The organism is Niallia sp. FSL K6-0212, from assembly GCF_038007605.1.
GTDB lineage: Bacteria > Bacillota > Bacilli > Bacillales > Cytobacillaceae > Niallia > Niallia circulans.
Window position 1 is genome coordinate 780,358 of record NZ_JBBOXL010000001.1, and the last position, 21,642, is coordinate 801,999.

Below are 21,642 nucleotides of genomic sequence, written 5' to 3' on the forward strand. Positions count from 1 at the left end.
CTCCGCTCCATTTCACTCCGTTTTTAAAGATTATTTAGTTCCAGCATTTTTTTCAAAAGAAAATAAAACGGAGCAGACTGAATACACGGAGACTCCTATGGGAGCTGCGAGAAAGTCCAAGACCCCGCAGTTCACGTAGTGACGAGGAGGCTTGGCGCTCGCCCCATGGAAAGCGCAGTGTATTCAGTCTGCGGGTGATTACCACAAACCTTCTTTCTTAAAATAAATAAAAAACCCAAACAATTATACGAATTTTTTTTAGTGTGTACGTATAATTGTTCGGGATTATATTTAATTGAAATACTTATGTCACAGTCTCTCTTTATCCTTTTAGCACCTTATCAATAGCCACGAGCTCTTCCGCACTAAAATGAATATTATCCAGTGCCTTCACATTGTCTTCAATTTGGCTTATCTTGCTTGCACCAATGAGTACACTTGTGACAATGCCATCACGCAAAATCCATGCAACTGCCATTTCGGCAAGGGTTTGCCCTCGTTCTTTCGCAATATTGTTTAAAGCTCTTACTTTATCTATTGTCTGATCCACATTTTCTTTATGCAGACATAGTCCCGTTTCCCGATTGGCACGAGAATCCTCAGGAATTCCATTTAGATAGCGGTCTGTCAATAATCCTTGAGCAAGTGGACTAAAAGCAATCGCTCCAAGCTGTTTTTCCACTAAAACATCCTTCAATCCATCCTCAATCCAGCGATTAAACATGCTGTAAGAAGGCTGATGAATAATGAATGGCGTTTTTTTATCTTCAAAAATCCGCGCGATTTCTCTTGTTTGCTCCGGTGAATAGTTGGAAACACCAACATATAACGCTTTGCCTTGACGGACCAATAAATCCAAAGCCTCCGCCGTCTCCTCTAAGGGCGTTTCCTCATCTGGACGATGGTGATAATAAATATCCACATATTCAAGACCCATCCGCTTTAAGCTTTGATCAAGACTAGCCACTAAATATTTCTTCGAGCCACCATCACCATACGGACCAGCCCACATCCCATATCCTGCTTTTGTGGAAATAATCAGCTCATCCCGATACGGCTTTAAATCCTTTTCTAAGATTCTCGCAAAATTCTCCTCCGCACTGCCGGCAGGCGGTCCATAGTTATTCGCCAAATCAAAATGCGTAATTCCCAAATCAAATGCTCTTCTTACAAGAGCACGACTATTTTCAAATAAATCGACACCCCCAAAATTATGCCACAGCCCTAGTGACAGCGCCGATAATTTCAATCCGCTCTTCCCCACACGATTGTAAATCATTTTTTCATACCTATTTTCATTAGCCGTATACATGATTTGTCCCTCTTCTCCAATTATTTTAACTGCTATTTTTTGCAAAAAATAATATTGTGGACTAGCAATATATTGAATTTTGATCGTTGTTTAATGGTCAGCGCTACTTCGGCGGTACCGTGTCTGTTTGTTTGAGAGATCCAAAAACTTGTTTGTGCAATTTGCTAGATTACTTGTGGATTTTGTCCATTTATTTGCGCTTCTTGCAAGTTTACTTGTGACTCCGCCCTTTCCACTGCCTACTTCCCAAAAGCAAGCTCATAATTATAAACAGCACCAATTAAATTGGCGTCATTTTGAAATTCGCATATAGCTACTTTGGGAATGAATGGAGCGATTTTTGTGCTTTCTACTACTCTGGCAAGATGAAGGTTCAATTCGTCTAGTAAGCCTTCTTTAGCAGAGACACCCCCGCCAATTATGATTTTTTCCGGATCGAAGCTGTACTGCAGATTATAGATGCCTGTTGCCAAATAGTGATAGAACGTTTTTACTTCTTCTTTTGCTGTCTTATCCCCTTGTTCGGCGAGATCGAATACTTCTTTGCCGCTTAATGGCGTTTCTAATCCCATTCGCTTGGAATAGCGTTTTGCCATATTGACAGCCGTCCCTAGGTCACTAAAGGTTTTATCTTCTTTAAGCAGCATGTATCCAAACTCGCCCCCAAATAGATGTTTTCCATGGCGGATTTTCCCATCCACAATCACTGCGCCGCCAATTCCAGAGCCAATAACTACGAACAGAACATTCTGCATTCCACGTGCGGCACCTTTCCATACTTCCGCCAGACCTGCACAGTTTGCATCATTTTCCATGGAAACTGGACAGCCAAATAGTCCCTCTAGCTCGAAAATAACTGGAAAGTGGTGAATATAAGGAACAGCACTTGCCCCTTCAATTATTCCTTTCCTTTGATTCACCGCCCCTGGAGCACTAAATGCAATACCCTCAATAGTGTATTTTGCGTCCATTTTTTCTTTTAACTGTATCATTTCTTGTTTCATCTCATCCCAAGTTTTTGGTGTGATGAAAGAGCCTTTGTCCACTAGCTGTTCTTTTTCCCAGACAGCAAACTTTACAGAAGACCCGCCTATATCCATTACTAATAAGGACATTTGAACACCCCCGATTTGTGTGCGTTTTTACTCTTAATTATATGCCTGGAGAAAAGACCATCGCAAAAATTAAGCGATGATCTTCTTCCTAATTATTCAATCCCATTCTTAGCACTTACTTCTTTAATCCAATGACCCGATTTCTTAATAGTTTTCACTTGTGTATGAATATTGTTTGAAATAAATCCATAGCGGTTGCGATAGGCATTCATCCAGCTCCAGCAATCGATTGGCGTCCATAAATGATAACCATAACAATTAGAGCCCTCCTCGATTCCCTTATGAACCCATTCTAAATGTTCTTGAATAAATTCAATGCGGTAATCATCCTCGATCACACCTTCTTCATTTAAGAAACGTTCCTCGCGGGAAACGCCCATGCCATTCTCTGATACAAACCATTCGATATTTTTATAGTTATCACGAATATTAATGGCAATATCATATAGCGCCTCCGGAAAGATCTCCCAGCCTTTATCCAAATTCATGCGGCGGCCAGGCATAGCATAATGATCGTAATAGCGATCTGGCATCCAGTCGCCGACACTGTTTGGTGCTACATCTGGCGCTTTTACACGCGAAGGATGATAGAAGTTTACCCCAAGTGTATCAATGGTATTTTCTTTTAAAATCGCTAGCTCTTCTTCTGTTGATTCCCAAATTACTTTATCCTTTGTTAAAAGTTCCACTAATGCAGGCGGAAATTCTCCGTATACGGCTGTATGCAAGAACATTTCATTGCGCCATAGGTCTGCAATTCTCCCTGCTTCCACATCTTCTGGCTTATCGCTTGCTGGATAAGAAGGAGTTAGATTTAAGATTGTGCCTATTTTTGCTCCTTTTTCGTTCATTTTTAAGTCGCGGAATTCTTTAATTGCCTTTGCAGATGCTAGGTTTAAGTTATATGCCACCTGTACTGCCTTTTTTCCGTCTACTACTTTTGGATAATGGAATTGGTATAAATATTGCCCATCGACAATGACCATTGGCTCATTAAATGTAAACCAATGCTTCACGCGATCGCCGAATAATTCAAAGCAGCGGCGAGCAAACTTGGCAAAAAGATCAACGACATGCTTGGATTCCCAGCCGCCATATTGATGATACAGCTCGACAGGCAAATCGAAATGGTGCAGGTTCATTACAGGTGTAATCCCTTGCCTGATAAATTCATCAATTACATTGTTATAAAAACGCACCCCATCTTCATTTAAGCTGGCTGTTTCGAAATCATCTATTAAACGTGTCCACTGAATCGATGTACGAACAGAGTTTAAGTTGATCTCTTTCATTAACGCAATATCTTCTACATAACTATTGTAAAAATTAGATGCTGTATCTGGTCCTACATGATTATGGAATACTTCTGGCTCCGTTTCATACCAGTAGTCAAAAACGTTCGCATGCTGTTTATTAAAACGACCTTCACTCTGCGGCCCAGATGTTGCTGCACCCCACCAAAAATTTTCCGGGAACTTTTTCATGATTTTAATCTCCTTTATTGTTTCTCTGCTAAATAAAATATCTTGCTGTTGTAATCGGAAATATGCTCTCTTGACCAGTAATCGCTGGCACGGTCGATATAATTTCCCGCAAATATTAGCCCGATTTCCATTAAATCATCGCCATATCGCTCTACTTCATTATTAATCGTATATAATTTATCTACTGCTAAGCCCTTTAACCGCAAGCGTTCATACGGTCGATTCGGCTTTGCCAGCACTTCATAATAGCCGATGATTGCTTCTGTCTTATCTTCGGAGACGACCATCCAGGCTGTTTCGTTATTCGTAAAAGGACTTTGTAAACGGATAAATGTACCTTGCTGGATTAGCTTGCGATGCTTTTTAAAGAAAGCAATATGCTCCTTCATCTTCGCATGCTCTTCTTCCGACATTTTCGTAATGTCCAGTTCATAGCCAAATGTACCGAAATAAGCAACATTTGCTCTTGTATCTAAGCTCGTCATCCTGCCAACTTGATGATTTGGAATAGCTGACACATGACTCCCAATGCTAGATAACGGATAAACCATAGAAGTACCATATTGAATTTTCAAACGCTCAACTGCATCCGTATCATCACTAGCCCACGCTTGGGGAGCATAGTAGAGCATGCCTGGGTCGAATCTAGCTCCGCCCCCAGCACAGGATTCGATTAATAGATGTGGATATTTAGCTAGCAGTCTCTCATATAGAGAATACACACCTAAAATATAGCGATGGAATACTTCTCCCTGCTGCTCCTTTGGCAAAGCAATCGAAAAGACCTCGGAAATATAACGGTTCATATCCCATTTGATATAGTCGATTTTGCTGGTAGAAAGAATAGCATCCATTTGAGCAAAAATTCCGTCGACAACTTCTGGACGAGAATAGTCGAGGACAAATTGGTTGCGGCCATGAGATGTTCTTTTTCCAGGAACATGAATAAGCCAATCTGGATGGTCTGCAAAAAGCTTCGTGCCTTTGCTGATCATTTCTGGTTCAAACCATAAACCAAACTTTAGATCTAATGCATGAATTTTCTCTGCTAAACCTTTAATGCCATTTGGCAATTTGTCTTTATTTTCAAACCAGTCTCCTAAGGAAGAAGTGTCGTCATGTCTTTCCCCAAACCAGCCATCATCGAGGACGAATAATTCGACACCCACTTCAGCTGCTTTTTTGGCAATATCCAAAATCTTATCCTCATTAAAATCGAAATAGGTTGCTTCCCAGTTATTAATGAGAATCGGACGTTCTTTATCGCGCCATTCACCGCGAGCAAGTCTTGTACGATATAGCTCATGGAAGGTCTGACTCATCCCATTCAGGCCTTCATCTGAAAATACAACAACAGCTTCTGGCGTCTGGAATGCTTCATTCGGCTTTAAGCGCCAAGTGAATTCGAATGGATTGATGCCGATCATCGCTCTTGTTACTTGATATGTATCCACTTCCACTTGTGCTAAAAAATTGCCGCTGTAAATTAAACTAAAGCCATATGCCTGTCCTGTATGCTCTGTCGTATCCGGTCGCACCAATGCCATAAACGGATTATGCTGATGGCTGCTTGCCCCTCTTGCACTAGAAATCGCTTGAATACCCGTCATCACAGGCTTTCTTTCCATCTGATTTTCCCGTGCCCAAGCTCCATGTAAATGAACAAGTTCAAAATTTTTATCAGGAAAATCAAGACTTAAGCTCAACGCTGATTCTAAATCATAGCTTTGCTTACCATTGTTTACAAACTTCGCACTCCGAGCAATTGCTTTTCTCCCCGCAAAAATTGTATAAAATAAATGAATACTTATGTCTGAATACGTATCTTTTAAAACAACCTCTAATGTCTCCGCTTCGCCCTTGTCCTCTACATAAGTAGCAGGCAGTCCCGTTAATGCAGGCTTTCCTTCTAGGATGCTATGATGATCATAACGGAAATCAGAAATCCGATCCCCTTCCGGATAACGAATTTGCTGTGCCGGTGTGCGAAAATCTGTTGTTCCATAAGAAGGGTATTCTTGTCTTATATGCTCTAAAGAAGAAGTATGATCTCCCTCTATTTGATTATTAGAAGGACGAATCTCTCTTTCTAGTAAATATTGAAAATTATGACGATGTCGGATTGCCTTACCAAAATAAAGATGCTCTAGCTGGGATGTTTTTTCAATGACACGAAATAAATAACTTATAAGTCCGTTTGATAAATGAAATTCTAGTGTTTCTTTATTGAATGTAATCATTCTACTCATGATTTAACAAAAACCCCCTGACTCTATCTCCGAGCTTCGGCAAATATTCATGCCCGTACTCTGGGAAGAAAATCATCTCTTTTGGTGAAGAAATCTGATTGTACACAGCAAATTGCGTTGCTGGCGGACAAACGCCATCTTCTAAGGCAATTGCCCACTTTACTTCTGCTTTAATTCTCGGTGCCAAATGCTGTAAGTCAATGTATTCTAATGTATCGAAAAATTCCTCTTCTCTGTCATGCATTGGATCTCTGAACCGGAACCAATATGCCAATTCCTCATATGCAGATGAATTAATGTCTAACTCAAATACTTTGCGATAATCACTAAGGAAAGGATATTGTGCTACTACTTTTTTCACTCTCGGTTCCAGTGCTGCACAGACTAATGACAGAGCACCGCCTTGTGAGGCACCTTGAACAGAAACAGCCTCTTCATCAACTTCCTCCATGCTCATTAAAATTCTAGCTGCATGAGCAGTATCTAAAAATACGCTTCGATAATAAAGGCTCTCTGGTCCTTCTTCGACACCGCGGATAATTAATCCTTTTAATGTCGTTCCTTTCGCCGTTGTCGTATCTTCTGACTCTCCGCCTTGCCCGCGACAATCCATCGCAAGAACAGCGAACCCCTCTGTTACCCAGGAAAGCTTATCACCAAAGTCCCCGCTATCCCCATGGTAGCCATGAAACATCAGCATCCCAGGCACCTTTCCTTCTATTTTTTTCGGACGGATATATTGGCATCTTATCCTTGCACCTTTTACACCTGTAAAATATAAGTTGAAAAATTCTGCCGTTTTGGAAGGAATCTCTACTCTTTCTAACTCGTAATCTAAGCTTTGTTCGTCTAGCTCTTGTAACGCCTTATCCCAATATAAATCATAATCCGCGGGCTTTCGACCAGATCCTTTATATTCTCGATATTCATTGATTACCTGCTCTTTTTTCATGAAGGACACCTCCGAACTGTTATCGCTTTCATTATAATGTATATACTTGAAATTGTAAATGTCTATATTTATTTATATTAATGTAAAATCAAAATTTGGTTGTAGTATTTTTTCGTTTATAAATGCGGTTATTGTTATTTTATTGAATAATTTTCATTGTATACTTGCCGATTATGCTTTTTTGTTGGGGCTGATGGAGAATGAGTTTGCAGTTTTTATAGCATTGGTTGCATTTTTCTTACTTTATTTGCGACCTTTCCACCTTTATTTGCGAATTCTTTCATCCTCTCCAATCCAATAAACTTTTCACAAAACCAATAAAAAATGTATATCTGCGGAAATGGCTGCATTTGTTAGAAGTAACAGATTTGCATTTAAAGGGGGAGTTACAATGGGGCGACATTCAAAAAAGGTAATGGTGATGGAATCGATAAAGGATTGGGTAATCAATGGACGAGTGAAACCGGGGGATCGGATTTATTCGGAGTATGAGCTTTCGAAGCTGTTTGATGTAAGCAGGCATACGGTTCGATTAGCGATTGGAGAACTTGTCGATGAGGGATGGCTCTATCGGGAGCAGGGTGTTGGCACCTTTTGCGGGGAACCTTTTGCTAGTAGAAAAGGCCAGAAAATAGCGAATGGGAAAAACATTGGGGTGATGACCACTTATCTTTCTGATTATATTTTTCCATCGATTATCCGTGGAATGGAAACTTATTTAACAGAAAGGGGATATTCTTTAACATTAGTTTGTACGGAAAATGATCATGCAAAGGAGCGATTATGTATCCGCAAGCTCCTTGATTTAAATGTGGACGGACTCATTTTAGAACCTACAAAAAGCAGTCACTTCAATCCTAATCTAGATTATTACCTGGAGCTGGAGGAACGCCATATCCCCTATGTAATGATTAATCAATATTATTCGCAGCTCTCTCCCTTCTATTTAATTATGGATGATGTAAAAGGCGGATATATGGCAACAGATCATTTAATCCAGCTTGGGCATGAGACAATTCTTGGTCTCTTTCAATCGGATGATTTACAAGGCGTTCATCGCATGCAAGGCTTTTTGCAGGCGCTGCGAAATGAGAGGCTTACGATTGCACCGGAGCTTGTCGTTACTTTTACTACCGAAGAATTACATGCTGGTTTGGAGGAGAAAATTTTGAATACGCTTACAAATAGAAAGAATATGCCTACTGCTATCGTCTGCTACAATGATTATGTTGCCGTTATCGTTCACAAAGTTTTACAAAAATTGCATTTATCTGTACCAGAGGATATCTCCCTTGTTGGCTTCGATGATACTGCACTAGCTGACTCACCAAATCTTCCATTAACTACTATCGCCCATCCGAAAAGTCATATGGGAATAGATGCAGCTAGAAGAATTATTGCAGCCGTTGAAGGAAAAGAATACAATCTTTCCTTGGACGACCCGATTATTTATGAACCAGAACTAGTCATCCGTTCCTCCACTGACGTTGTAAAAAAGAACAGATCCGCCGTGTTTTAACACATGCGGATCTTAACATACTAGAATATTAACTTTCCTATTAATCCACTGATAATTCCTAAAACGACTACCGATATGGATACAAATACGAGTACTTTTCTTGGAAAGGATTTCGCTACCATCAATAAAGATGGCAAGCTTATACTTGGCAGTGTAATAAGCAGGGCCGCAGCTGGTCCTGCTCCAAGACCCATTGCCATTAACGTTTGAATGATCGGAATTTCAGCGGCTGTTGGAATAACAAAAAGCATCCCAGCTACTGCAAAAATCAGAATAGCAATCAAACTATTAGACATGCTGTCACTTAGCTGCGGGAAGAGCCAAAAACGCGCTGCACCTAGAATTAATACGGACAGAACATAGGCCGGTACCACATAAAGAACCATGCTTCCAAGAGAAGTAAGCCATCTATTTAAAAATGAACGCTTATCTACTTCCGCATCTTCTATTAATTTATCCATAGAAACAGGAGTTGGATTTTTGACAAAGCGGTTGGCAAAATAGCTAATGCCAAAGGTTAAAACTAGTCCAACGATAAGACGTAATACAGTAAACTTCCAAGAAAGGACAAAAGTCATAAAAATTAAGGTTGCTGGGTTGATGGTTGGATTCCCAATCCAAAAGGCCAAGCTTGCGCCGACGGAGGCATTTTTTTTACGAAGCCCCACAGCGACTGGCGCGGCACAGCAAGTACACATCATTCCTGGTATAGATGCTAGTCCTGCTGCTGCAGTACTGCCAAAGCTTGTTTTCCCTAGCACCTTTAACAGCCAGCCAGTCGGCAGAAGAACTTGCACAAGGGAACCTAGCAGAATACCTAAAATTGCTGCCTTCCAAACAGATTGGAAGTAAGTAACCGTATAATCTACTGCGGCACTCCATGTGAATGTTCCGGAAATCTGATCTTGCAGAATCGAATCTCCGATAGAATTTGTTTGAAAAGAAAGGATGGCTTTATGATAATATGGCCACCATTTCACATATGTGAGACCGATTACTGCGACTAAAACAAATAGAAAAGCGAACCAAAACGTTCTTTTTTTACTTGATTGCTCCTCTGCTAACGTACTCATTACTTTCACCTTCGATATATTAGATTAATTGCGTTTTAAATTATATCATATTTTAAAATTTAGGTACCCGAAAATGATTTAATCTCCTTTTTTTCCCATCCAATCTGCTAAGCATGCAATGTCCTGCTAACTGCTTTATAATAGAGAAGAATACTTAATAAAAAATATTTAATTTACTAGAAAGAAGGTTGGTGTCATATGACACAGTCTTATTCCGTTAAACTTACATCTTTATCTTCCAAAGGAGGCTGCGGCTGCAAAATCGGTCCTGCTGACTTATCTGAAGTCATTCGTACATTACCACCAGCAGAGAAAAATCCAAATCTTCTTGTTGGCTTAGATACAAGCGATGATGCTGGCGTTTACAAGCTGACAGATGAATTAGCAATCGTGCAAACAGTCGATTTCTTTACGCCAATTGTGGATGATCCTTACTCGTTTGGACAAATTGCTGCAGCAAATGCCTTAAGTGATATTTATGCAATGGGTGGAAAACCGTTAACTGCCCTAAACATTGTGGCTTTCCCTATTTCTGTTTTAGAAAAAGAAATTTTGGCTGATATTATGCGAGGTGCTGGCGATAAAGTGAAAGAAGCTGGAGCTACCCTTGTCGGCGGACATTCCATTGATGATAAAGAACCAAAATTTGGTCTTGCTGTCACTGGAACCATCCATCCAGATAAAGTACGTACAAATGCCGGTGCTAAGCCTACTGACAAACTAATTTTAACCAAACCAATCGGTGTCGGTATTTTAACCACTTCAATTAAAAGGGGTCTATTAACAGCAGAAGAAATTGATCGTGTGACAAAAGTTATGGCTACACTGAATAAGAAGGCTGCTGAAGTGATGGAGTCTTATAATGTACATGCTTGTACAGATGTAACTGGATTTGGATTACTTGGACATGCTTCAGAGATGGCGAAAGGAAGCAATACAACCATCCATATTAACCGCGATCAAGTTCCTGTTCTTCCACGTGTAAAAGAATTAGCGGAACAAGGGGTAATTCCTGGCGGTACGAAAAATAACTTTGCCCACCTAGAAGGCGATGTTACTTTTGCTTCTAGATTAGATGAGCTTGATCAGTTAATTTTATGCGATGCGGTAACTTCTGGTGGACTGCTTATTTCTGTTGAAGGTGAACAAGCAGATGCATTGCTGCAAGAATTAGTTGATGCCGGTGTAGAAGCGGCGATCATTGGAGAAGTCACAGAAGAGAGCCCTGGCCATATTTTTGTTGGGTAAGAGAAAGGCGGAGCTACCTTGTTTCAAGATATAACAATCGAACGATTATTAGAATTACGGGAGAAAAAAGAATTTTCTTTAGTAGATGTTCGCTCTCCTTCTGAATTTAACGAGCATACAATTCCTGGCAGTGTCAATATCCCTCTTTTTACAGATGAGGAAAGAGCAGAAGTTGGGACTCTTTATAAGCAGGTAAGTGTGGAAGCGGCAAAAGCTCGCGGCTTGGAAATCGTATCTGCTAAACTGCCTGCTTTCATCCAGTCATTCCAAGAATTATCAAGGGATGTAGTGGTCTTTTGCTGGCGGGGCGGCATGCGCAGTAAAACAGCGGCAACCGTTATTGATTTAATGGGCGTGCATAGCTACCGCTTGCAAGGCGGTTTCCGGACGTACCGACAATGGGTTATCCACCAATTAGATACAATGGAAATGGCTCAGGAAGCAATTGTCTTAAACGGCTACACTGGTTCCAATAAAACTGTTATTTTACAGCATTTAAAACAAGAAGGACTTCCTGTATTGGACTTGGAGGGAATGGCCAATCATCGCGGCTCCATCTTCGGCCAAATTGGACTCAAGCCCCATAATCAGAAGACTTTCGACTCCTTGCTTGTCGGCGAAATCGAAAAGCTGCCTGCTTCTCCCTATTTTTTAATGGAAGGTGAAAGTAAGCGAATTGGCAAAGTACTGCTGCCTAACTTTCTTTTGAAAAAAAAGGAGGCTGGCCTTCAGCTATTTATTCATATGCCAATCGAGGAACGAGTTCAGCATATATTGACTGACTATTCTCCAGCCAATCATCATGATGAATGTGTAGAAGCATTCCAATTAATCAAGCGGCGCATCCACACACCCGCGGCTGCTAAAATTGAAGAATCTCTACAGACTAGAAACTATGCTGAAGCTGTTGAATTGCTGTTAACCTACTATTATGATCCGCTCTATGAAAGAACGGCTTTACAATATAAAGATGAGCAAACTATCGATTTATATGTGCAAAACACAGAGGATGCGATCATTAAAGTAAGGGAGTTTTGGCAAAAGAAGAGTCGGACTTCAGCGAAGAGCGAAGTGAACTAACTTTTGTAAATGGCTTTATTACTTGTTATTGAGGACAAGTGATAAAGCTTTTTTTAGTTTGGAGGGCGTAATGCGTGTAGAATGTTAAATGAAGGAAGGGATTTTGCAGTGGTGATTGACTATGGAGTTGATTTGGGTGCCGTTTTTGTGATTATCCTTCTAATGATGGAGTCGATTCAGGCAGAAATTTGGAATTATTGGCTAGAAACACTGAGACAAGAGCAAAATTAAGGGAAGGGATTTTAGGATATCAGCCAAACTTGGGGCGTTATCAGCCAAACCTCAGATTTATCAGCCAAACTTCAGTACTTATCAGCCAAACTTCAGATTTTTCAGCCAAACTTCAGATTTATCAACCAAACTTCAGATTTTTCAGCCAAACTTCAGTATTTTTCAGCCAAACTTCAGATTTTTCAGCCAAACTTCAGATTTTTCAGCCAAACTTCAGATTTTTCAGCCAAACTTCAGATTTATCAGCCAAACCTCAGATTTTTCAGCCAAACTTCAGTACTTATCAGCCAAACTTCAGATTTTTCAGCCAAACTTCAGATTTATCAGCCAAACTTCAGATTTTTCAGCCAAACTTCAGATTTTTCAGCCAAACTTCAGATTTATCAGCCAAACTTCAGATTTATCAGCCAAACTTCAGATTTATCAGCCAAACTTCAGATTTTTCAGCCAAACTTCAGTACTTATCAGCCAAACTTCAGTACTTATCAGCCAAACTTCAGTACTTATCAGCCAAACTTCAGTACTTATCAGCCAAACTTCAGATTTATCAGCCAAACTTCAGATTTATCAGCCAAACCACCAGCCACTAACTAATCCCCCCTCACTCCCACAAATTCCAAACAAAAACGCCTCTCACATGCAGTTGATCTACATCCAAAAGACGTTCTCTTATTACAATACTTTGATTTTATCTAGATCAGCTTTATCCAGTACTGCTTTCATATATTCAATAATTTCTTCTCGCATTTCATCTCGTCGTAAAGCAAATTCTAATGTTGTTTTAACGAATCCTAATGTTTCACCAACGTCATAACGATCTCCTTCGAAATCATAAGCAAAAACACGTTGAATTTGGTTTAATTGTTGGATGGCATCTGTTAATTGGATTTCTCCGCCTGCACCTGTTTGTTGATTTTCCAAGTACATGAAGATTTCTGGCGTTAACACATAGCGACCCATGATTGCTAGGTTAGAAGGTGCTGTTCCAGGAGCTGGTTTTTCAATGAAATTATTTACCTGGTATCTTCTTCCTTCGCTCTCACCTGGATCGACAATTCCGTAACGGTGTGTTTCATTTTCTGACACTGTTTGAACGCCAATAACAGAAGCATGTGTTTCTTCGTATTGGTCAATTAATTGTTTTAAGCATGGTGTATCGCTCTGCACGATATCGTCACCAAGTAAAACAGCAAATGGCTCATCGCCAATAAAGCTTTTTGCACACCATACAGCATGTCCTAAACCTTTTGGCTCTTTTTGTCTAATATAATGAATATCTGCAAGATTTGAAGAATATTGAACTTTCTCAAGCAACTCAAATTTCTCTTTATCACGAAGATTCTGTTCTAATTCATGTGCGTAATCGAAGTGATCTTCAATCGCTCTTTTTCCTTTACCGGTAACGATAATAATATCTTCAATACCAGAAGCAATTGCTTCCTCTACGATATATTGAATTGTAGGTTTATCGACAATTGGTAACATTTCTTTCGGCATCGCTTTCGTTGCAGGCAAAAATCTAGTACCTAGACCAGCGGCTGGAATGATCGCTTTTCTTACTTTTTTCAACTTATTTCCTCCTTTAAGCAATTCACTTTTGATTATACCATTTTTTTGTTACAAAGGAATTCAAATACGAATTTCTTCTTTGTAAATTATTAGTAAAAAACACAAGACTGTTCTTTATAAAATTATATTAAGTATTAATTCGTTCTTCATAACGCACAACCATTATATCACTTTAGCTTCTCTTTGAGAATAGTTGTTATGTATTTTTTAATAACTTATCACTTTTTACAATATTTTGTCAAATTATCCCTTAAATGCATTTATTACACCTTTAATATTCAGAAAACTTATTATTCTACCATACAAAAAAAGAGTTGTAATAACAACCCTTTTCTTCTAATATTATTCCGGATATACTTCTTCTTCGGTGACCCACTTGTGATTTGTTACCATATTGCCGCCTGTTGCCGGTTGATAATCTACCATATATACGGTTGTGTTCTCAGCGGAATCTATCGTCGCTTTTGCACCTTTCATCCCTTTCATATGATCTGCTTCTAAGGTAACCTCTGTCCCTTTTTCAAGCATTTCATTCCCAGCATCTTTTATTTCCTCTTGAATAACCCATTTATGATGCTTGACTGGTTTTCCACCTGTTGTCGGAGTGTAAGTCACTTCATACGCAATCGTGTTAAATGCATTTAATATCGTCGCTTCTGCTCCGTCCATTCCTTCCATGTGATCTGCCTTTAAGATGACTTGACTGCCTTCTTTATAAGTAGGATCTGATGCTGGCTCTAGGCCATCGGGAATATCTGAAGATCCCGTTTCTTTGTGTTCATGCTGGGTTTGCGTAGATAGATTTTCACTATCGCTATTTTTTTCACCAGATGAACAACCGTAAAATAGTAACAGTACGGCAAAAACCGCCGCCATGTAAAAATGCCTACTTTTCATTTCATTACCTCCTCTATTATTATGAATTCTTTCACTTTAGAGGTTATTTTAAACATACGTCTATTTATTAGCGAGAGGTAATTGAATCGTGAATGTGGTACCCATTCCATCTTCTGAGACATAATCTATTTTGCCCTTATGTTCTGCGATAATGTTATAGCAGATTACTAGCCCTAGCCCGGTTCCTTTTTCCTTTGTTGTGTAAAAAGGTTCCCCCAGCTTATTCTTTATTTCATCTGGTATTCCCTTCCCATTATCAGTAATAGTAACAACTACCCATTTTCCATCAAGCTTTGCTTCCATATTTATGATGCCGCCATTATCCATTGCTTCAATCGCATTTTTGACCAAATTGATAAAAACTTGTTTAATCTGATCTACATTGCATAATGTATTTAAATGATCTCCATATGTATCTAAATTAATGACAACATTATCTAAATTGGCTTGTGATTGCATTAAGGTGTAGACATCGAGAAGAATTTTTCCAATGTTTGTTTCTTTAATTTCTGATCTGGCTGGTTTTCCTAAAAACATTAGCTCGCTTGCAATTGTTTCGATTCGATTGATTTCAAGATCAAGGATTGGATAAATATCATCTAATTTCATCGCCCCTTGGTATGCCAGCTTTAAAAAACCTTTAATGGCCGTAAGAGGATTTCTAATTTCATGGGCAATACTTGCTGCTAGTTGTCCTGCTATTCCTAGTTTTTCATTTTTTATCTGCAGCTGCTGGTTCTCTTTTCTAACACTTATATCTCGTGCAATGATAATAACGGTGGAACTTAAATCTTCAAAAAGAAACGGATAAGCTAAAACTTCTACCTCTACCTTTTTTCCTTTTGAGGTAATCAACTGCATTTCATATGGAGTAGAAATTTCTTCTTTCCATATATTTCTAGATTTATCTAAATAGTTTTCTAGGAAATCTGGCTCCATAATCTCGTAAGCTGACTTTCCGACAAGATCTTCTGCATCTAATAACTTTGCAGCTGCTTTATTTACATACATAATAATATTGTTGGAAGTAATAAATACCGCGTCTAGCATGTCCTCTACTAGCCGGGAATAGTAGGTTTGTGCTAATTGTAGGTTGGCAATCGTCTCTTCATATTTACCATTTCGCACGGGGGATGGAGGTAAGATTTCTTTTTCATAAACACTGGATAAGGTAAATTCCGTATCTGTCATCACATATGGATGGTACTTTTTTAAGCTTATATAATTGCTTGCAGATAATTCCATCCCGTCATAGACACATACCGTATAATTATGATAATCCCTTATGTACTCATCTACTTTATCCTCGTATTGAAGTAATTTATCTATGTTACTTTTTTCACTTAAGAGTCTTGGTATTATTTTCCCCCAATAACGGATGGTAATTTCTTTATTGAAAAATAGGGTAGGATCAACCAAGTCTTTGCTTGCCTCCATTATATTCTCCAAACATAGTTCTCCGTTTTTAAAATAAACATCTTCACTATCAATAAAGTTTATTTTATCAATTAGCTTAGTATGTAATCCGTTCGCTTCCAACTTTTTTATTATTAGTGGCCATATTTTCTGCTGATCGACAAAAATTACTATTTGCTCCAAAAGCAGACCGGTTTTTAAGAAGGACGCCGCATTAGTTATGTATTTATCTTCGTCGTTCGTTAAGTATAAGACATGGGCACCACTTGTCATATCAGAGAGATTTGTAAGAGCAACCTCTGGATGAAACCTTGTCTGAGGAGTATATACAGCCATTAAAAACCCCCAACTTTCTTTATAAAGTTTAATATCCTTTTATTATAGCATGTAAATTTCCGACTATTTGGATGAATTTATTATTTTTTCAAAAATAGAGAGAGAGTTCCTCACTATGCAGGAAGGAACTCTCTCTCCGTCTATTCTTCATATTCATACAAGGTTACACTCTCAATATAATGAACAAATCTACGAAGTTCTTTCGTCTGTTCTCGATTTATTTCTCCTTTTTCATACATTTGCTGTATGGCTGCGCGTTGCTGATCCACGATGCCTAGACGTAATTCTTCTATTTGTTCCTGCAGCTTTTCATTAAATGATGCTGATGGTTGTTTTTCCCAGCGATCGACCATCCGTCGGTATTCTAAAATAACGGATTCTACTTGCTGTTTATGTTCCGCTGTCTCTTTCCATTGTTCTAAATAGGAAAGAGCAGATTTCATCGAATTTAATAGCACCTCTTTGCTGATACGAATTTGTTCTCTTCGATCACGTTTATTACCGCGGTGTTTCCGCACAAAGCGTTTCCAGCCTCTCATGGCCTTTCCAAACAGAAATCTCGTCCCAGTTTGCACATTGGTGCATAGTATTTCTTCGCGATAGTCCAATGATTTTTCAAAAATCGCAAACACTTCTTCTGAAATTTTTTCCTCTTTTACTAAATGGTGTACATAGTTACGTTCTTCTTTTAAGGCGCGCAACCTAATTTCAACCAAGGCTGAATATTTATTCTCTTCCTCTTCTGTTCTTGCCACTTGATAATTTAACTGCTGAATGCGTCGTTTATATTCATCAATTAGTTCATAAGCAGCTGCTGTATTTTCTTCATTCATTTCTAAATAAAGCTTATCAATAGTGGAAAGCATAAGCTTTTTCTTTGCTCTGATTACTAGTTCTTCATCATTTATTTCTGTCTCTCCACTATTTTTACTAAGGAATGGCAAAAATATCGTAGCTGCAAGTAAAGTGAACATGATAACACCTGCAGCTAGAAAGAGAATTAAGGAACGCTCCGGAAATCCTTGGCCAGTATGGATGACAAAGGGGATCGACAGTACCCCTGCCATTGTTACCGCCCCGCGGACTCCTGTCAGACTGACCAGTAAAGTATGCTTCATACTCGGCTTTTCGCTTTCTCTTGTCTTGTTCGCTTTATATTCATAAATGGAAAATAAATAGGACCAGAAAAAGCGAATGCCAAGAATAACAATCCCAATTAACATGACATATCCGATAATTAACCAATTACTTAAAGAAGGATCTTCCACTGTATCCACAATAGAAGATGGGATATTTAACCCGAGTAATAAGAAGACTATTCCATTAAGAATAAAGATAACGATAGACCAAATATTTTCCGTTAATACCTGTTCCTCCGCAAGCATCGTTTCTGTTCTTTCACTCACTAAGGAGTGAATAATTCCACCTACTACAACAGCAATCACCCCAGAAGCATGGAGCATTTCCTCAGCTATAATAAAAATTAGAAACGGTGTCAGCACCTGTAACAAAGAGTGGAATGTAACATCCTGGATTCCCTGTTTTCGTAAAATAAAACGGATTATGATAATAAGAAGACTTAAAACAAGTCCTGCTACAGCTCCAATGAAAAAGGTATACGTGAAATCAGTCAATGCCTCTGTAATCGAGAAGTATCCTGTGACAACAGCAGCAACCGCATAATTAAATGCCACTAGCCCTGAAGCATCATTAATCAGCGATTCTCCTCTTACAAGGTTGAGCACGCTTGCTGGAATATGAATACGTTTCGCAATCCCATTGACAGCTACTGGATCTGTCGGGGATAAAATTGCCGCTAAAGCAAAGGCCGCCGCAAGTGGGATACTGGGAATAAGCCAATGAACAAAATAACCGCCAACGATAGTCGTAAGCAATACTAAGATAATGGCATTCCCTAAAATAGAAGTACGCATCTTCCATAGCTCTTCTCTTGGAAAATGCCTGCCATCGTTATAGAGCAAAGGGGCAACAAACAAGAGCAAAAACCACTCTGCCTCTAATTCAAGCTCAAAATCGGAGAAGAGAAGTGCCATCACTACTCCAAATGCAATTTGCGTTAAGGCAGTTGGGATAGAGGGAAGATAATGACTGACAATATTCGAAATCAGTAAACAAAATAATAATAAAATGATTGTTATTAATAACTCCATCTTGTTGTCTCCTTGCAGATTCTTATGCTAGTTTTTCTCCTTTTTATGTAGATTATGTTGGAAAGAGATTAAAAAGAGATTCCCAACAGGAACCTCCCTTCATAATTAAACCATGTATCTTTCTTTAATCAGTTTCAAATGATGAAGCTCATGCCCGGCAATAATATAAGCAAGGGCCATGACAGTAAATTCTCCGTTATTAGCAAAACCCCTGTTTTCCCAAGCATCTTCTGGAAGGCCTTTCAACAAGCTTACCGTAGATTTGCGGACTGCCACTAATTCTTCTAATAGATCATCTATTGTTCTTGTCGAAAAATGGGCATTCTCCACATAGTCCTCATCATCATAACCGGCTAATTGCGTTTTATCTCCTCGAGCAATCCGCATTAAGCGATATGCCTGAATTCTCTCCGTATCGCTCATATGACCAACCACTTCGATGAATGACCACTTTCCATCTGCATAGCGAAAATCACGTCGGTCTTCGTTTTCCTTTATATAAGCAACTGTTTCTTCTATTTGAGCATTAATTAAAGCAATTATATCTCCCTCTGGAACTAAGCCTATATACTCCCGATAATGTTCTGGATAATCACTAATGGCTGGTCTTATCATGCTGACTCCCCCTTATTCTTCTACTGGAGATTTAGGTCCTGTTAATTCTAGCTGATAAAAGGCTAAATCTAACCATTTCTCAAATTTATAGCCTGCCTTTTTTATCGTGCCTGAATACGTAAATCCTAATTTCTCATGAATAAAGATACTTCCTTTATTCGTACTGTCAATTCCGGCAATAAGGGTTGCATACTCCTCTTCTTCCGCCCGCTCAATCAGTGCTTTTAATAAGTGTGTACCAATTCCTCTTTTTCTTGCTTCTTTATGAACATACACCGAATGCTCAATCGAATATTTATAAGCTGGCCATGCTCGAAATGGTCCATATGTTGCAAAACCAAGCACCTTCCCAGCCTCCTCGAAAACAAAAAGAGGATATCCGCCCTCCAGCTTCTGGTTATACCATGCTTTTCTGTCTTCTAAGGAATGGGCACGATAACCATATACGGCCGTTGTATGTAAAATGGCATCATTATATATTTCCAAAACCTCTTCTAAATCTGTTTCCTTCATCTCACGGATCATTGCCACATCCCCTTTTTTCTATAATTTGAAAAATTCCATCAAATTTTATAATCTTATTAAGTAAGATACCAATTAGGGACGAAAAATGAAAGTATTTTTTACTTTATCTAATGAAAAAAGATGTCCTATTAAAGACATCCCTTACTCTTTCCTGCTATTATAGCCACTATCTCCAAACGGCTGTAATTTCTCCAGCCACTTTTCTTCTAACTTAGCCAGCTCTTCCTTTTCATTGTAATAAGGATCATCTTTCTTCGGCTTTAATACTTCTACTATCTCAAAGGAAAATGCTTCTTTGCCGTATTGCTTCCATTCATCCACCAATTTTTTATTTGCATATCCGCCATTTTCCAAGGAGAATTTCACGCCATTAATGGTTTTGAAATTTCTTGTACTAACGACACAGACTTTCCCATTCTTCTTATTAGTAATTGTATAAATACCGGCTTCGACCGGAATTTCTTTATATTGCATTTTCAGCTCTTTTTTTCGGTCCATTGTGATTCACCTTTCTTTTACTTTTTTAACCAGTAAAGACTTCCATCTGCTTTACGGTCAAGAAATCCGTATTCGATTAAATATCTTCTGATAAGAACATAGTCAGGGTAAATTGTTTTTAAATGCTGATTCAATTGCTTCTCCGTGTAGTTTTCTTGCCCTTCTAAATACTTCGCTATTTCCCGAAGAACCCCTAATTTCTGCTTTTGTTTGATCGGGAATTTACTTAATATACCATTGTTGAAATATTTTGCTGCTATTTTTCCCTGCTCTTCTTCCGTGATATTATATCTGTCGTCTACCATTGCAGCAGTAGGATGAACAGGGACAAAGCTTGGCGCATGATGGTCCTTTTCCTTCAGTAGCTCCATTATTGCCAGAAAATTTTTCGCCTGCCTTTCTTTTTCCTTAAGAGCAAAACGATGATGCCGAATGGTTGAAGCACTGCCGATTTCCAACTCTGCTTTCACTTCTTCATCCCTTTTTCCCTGATAAAACAGCTCCAACAATTTTGTCTGATGCTCCGTTAACCCTGTCATCTTTTTATCTAAGCTTAGTAAAAAATGAAAAACTGATTGATGGACATCCTCGATATGACGCTTCATGTACTTTTCCGCTTCATATAATCTGCCGTCTTCCGGGTAGATAATCCCTTTCTCGATCTCCTCCCCACATAAAAGACAAAGATACGAATCTGAATTCTCAATATAACCCTTTTTTAATTCATCAATCGTTGCATTTTGAAAGTAAGATGAAACACTCATTTGCAAACACTCCATTAATACGTTTGTTATTTTACAAACAATTATTATTTACGTTAGTTAAATATTAAACCTACTTTGGATAATCGTCAATAGTCTTAGGAGTTTTTTGTGGATGGATCTTTGGCGTGTTTTGAGGCTTTTGGGGTTTCTTTCTTTTTCAGCTTCTATTGGAGTTAGGTTATGCAAGCTATTTTTCTTCTCTATTCTATTTTTTGGCTTTCATCTGTGCTCTGAACGCCTCTTTTTTCTTCCCAACTCTATTTTTTGGTTTTCATCAACGCTATGAACACCACTTGTCCCTTTCCAGCTCTCCTTTTTGGTTTTCATCAACGCTATGAACACCATCTTTCTCTTCCCTGCTCTCCTTTTTGGTTTTCATCAACGTTATGAACACCACCTTTCTCTTCCCTGCTCTCCTTTTTGGTTTTCATCTGCGCTATGAACACCACCTTTCTCTCCCCTGCTCTCCTTTTCGGTTTTCATCACCGTTATGAACACCTTTTTTTCTTCCCTGCTCTCCTTTTCGGTTTTCATCACCGTTATGAACACCTTTTTTTCTTCCCTGCTCTCCTTTTCGGTTTTCATCAC

Annotated in this window: 20 protein-coding genes; 5 read left to right on the forward strand and 15 right to left on the reverse strand. The window is 38.9% G+C overall.

Annotated features, from left to right (window positions below; all coding sequences use genetic code 11):
- Positions 1-322 precede the first annotated feature (322 nt).
- The 5 genes from mgrA to MHH96_RS03520 form a co-directional block, all read right to left on the reverse strand.
- Entirely contained in the window at positions 323-1,315 is a 993-nt protein-coding gene (gene mgrA / locus MHH96_RS03500) for an L-glyceraldehyde 3-phosphate reductase (RefSeq protein WP_445669004.1), read from the reverse strand.
- Positions 1,316-1,551: 236 nt separating this feature from the next.
- A complete protein-coding gene (locus MHH96_RS03505; protein ID WP_341116701.1) occupies positions 1,552-2,427 on the reverse strand; it encodes an ROK family protein in 876 nt (291 codons plus the stop codon).
- 92 nt (positions 2,428-2,519) lie between these two features.
- Positions 2,520-3,911, reverse strand: coding sequence for a glycoside hydrolase family 1 protein (locus MHH96_RS03510; RefSeq protein ID WP_061801321.1), 1,392 nt, complete (start codon positions 3,909-3,911; stop codon positions 2,520-2,522).
- A gap of 14 nt (positions 3,912-3,925) precedes the next feature.
- Positions 3,926-6,160: an alpha-galactosidase gene (locus tag MHH96_RS03515; protein ID WP_082810140.1), complete on the reverse strand. Its 2,235-nt coding sequence runs from the start codon at positions 6,158-6,160 to the stop codon at positions 3,926-3,928.
- On the reverse strand, positions 6,153-7,112 hold the full coding sequence (locus MHH96_RS03520) for an acetylxylan esterase (protein WP_061801322.1): 960 nt from the start codon (positions 7,110-7,112) through the stop codon (positions 6,153-6,155). The genes MHH96_RS03515 and MHH96_RS03520 overlap by 8 nt, the downstream gene beginning before the upstream one ends.
- 391 nt (positions 7,113-7,503) lie before the next feature.
- On the opposite strand from MHH96_RS03520, the gene MHH96_RS03525 reads away from it, so the two are divergent.
- A complete protein-coding gene (locus MHH96_RS03525; protein ID WP_047942636.1) occupies positions 7,504-8,631 on the forward strand; it encodes a GntR family transcriptional regulator in 1,128 nt (375 codons plus the stop codon).
- Between the two features lie 20 nt (positions 8,632-8,651).
- Here the strand turns inward: MHH96_RS03525 and MHH96_RS03530 are convergent, their stop codons facing one another.
- Positions 8,652-9,704 (reverse strand): permease, encoded by a 1,053-nt coding sequence (locus tag MHH96_RS03530; protein ID WP_047942638.1) that lies wholly within the window; start codon positions 9,702-9,704, stop codon positions 8,652-8,654.
- Positions 9,705-9,902: 198 nt separating this feature from the next.
- Here MHH96_RS03530 and selD point away from each other — a divergent pair, with 198 nt between their 5' ends.
- The 4 genes from selD (at position 9,903) to MHH96_RS03550 (ending at position 12,853) form a co-directional block, all read left to right on the forward strand.
- The gene (selD, locus tag MHH96_RS03535; protein WP_047942640.1) at positions 9,903-10,952 is read left to right on the forward strand and encodes a selenide, water dikinase SelD; all 1,050 of its coding nucleotides are present in this window, start codon (positions 9,903-9,905) and stop codon (positions 10,950-10,952) included.
- Positions 10,953-10,970: 18 nt separating this feature from the next.
- Positions 10,971-12,032: a tRNA 2-selenouridine(34) synthase MnmH gene (gene mnmH / locus MHH96_RS03540; protein WP_047942641.1), complete on the forward strand. Its 1,062-nt coding sequence runs from the start codon at positions 10,971-10,973 to the stop codon at positions 12,030-12,032.
- A gap of 108 nt (positions 12,033-12,140) precedes the next feature.
- Complete coding sequence (locus MHH96_RS03545) at positions 12,141-12,263, forward strand: hypothetical protein (protein WP_268876331.1); 123 nt, start codon at positions 12,141-12,143, stop codon at positions 12,261-12,263.
- On the forward strand, positions 12,230-12,853 hold the full coding sequence (locus MHH96_RS03550; protein ID WP_341116705.1) for a hypothetical protein: 624 nt from the start codon (positions 12,230-12,232) through the stop codon (positions 12,851-12,853). The genes MHH96_RS03545 and MHH96_RS03550 overlap by 34 nt, the downstream gene beginning before the upstream one ends.
- An 82-nt stretch (positions 12,854-12,935) precedes the next feature.
- Here the strand turns inward: MHH96_RS03550 and galU are convergent, their stop codons facing one another.
- The 9 genes from galU to MHH96_RS03595 form a co-directional block, all read right to left on the reverse strand.
- Positions 12,936-13,832 (reverse strand): UTP--glucose-1-phosphate uridylyltransferase GalU, encoded by an 897-nt coding sequence (gene galU / locus MHH96_RS03555; RefSeq protein ID WP_047942642.1) that lies wholly within the window; start codon positions 13,830-13,832, stop codon positions 12,936-12,938.
- Positions 13,833-14,174: 342 nt separating this feature from the next.
- A complete protein-coding gene (locus MHH96_RS03560; protein WP_047942644.1) occupies positions 14,175-14,729 on the reverse strand; it encodes a YdhK family protein in 555 nt (184 codons plus the stop codon).
- 60 nt (positions 14,730-14,789) lie between these two features.
- The gene (locus MHH96_RS03565; RefSeq protein WP_061800808.1) at positions 14,790-16,481 is read right to left on the reverse strand and encodes an ATP-binding protein; all 1,692 of its coding nucleotides are present in this window, start codon (positions 16,479-16,481) and stop codon (positions 14,790-14,792) included.
- 140 nt (positions 16,482-16,621) lie between these two features.
- A complete protein-coding gene (locus MHH96_RS03570) occupies positions 16,622-18,652 on the reverse strand; it encodes a Na+/H+ antiporter (RefSeq protein ID WP_061800809.1) in 2,031 nt (676 codons plus the stop codon).
- 105 nt (positions 18,653-18,757) lie between these two features.
- Positions 18,758-19,267, reverse strand: coding sequence for a DinB family protein (locus MHH96_RS03575; RefSeq protein WP_061800810.1), 510 nt, complete (start codon positions 19,265-19,267; stop codon positions 18,758-18,760).
- Positions 19,268-19,279: 12 nt separating this feature from the next.
- Positions 19,280-19,792, reverse strand: a complete 513-nt coding sequence (locus tag MHH96_RS03580; RefSeq protein WP_047942647.1) for a GNAT family N-acetyltransferase — start codon at positions 19,790-19,792, stop codon at positions 19,280-19,282.
- Positions 19,793-19,933: 141 nt separating this feature from the next.
- A complete protein-coding gene (locus tag MHH96_RS03585; protein WP_047942650.1) occupies positions 19,934-20,290 on the reverse strand; it encodes a GIY-YIG nuclease family protein in 357 nt (118 codons plus the stop codon).
- 17 nt (positions 20,291-20,307) lie between these two features.
- Positions 20,308-21,054, reverse strand: a complete 747-nt coding sequence (locus tag MHH96_RS03590; RefSeq protein ID WP_341116708.1) for a DUF2087 domain-containing protein — start codon at positions 21,052-21,054, stop codon at positions 20,308-20,310.
- A gap of 384 nt (positions 21,055-21,438) precedes the next feature.
- Entirely contained in the window at positions 21,439-21,642 is a 204-nt protein-coding gene (locus tag MHH96_RS03595; RefSeq protein WP_341116709.1) for a hypothetical protein, read from the reverse strand.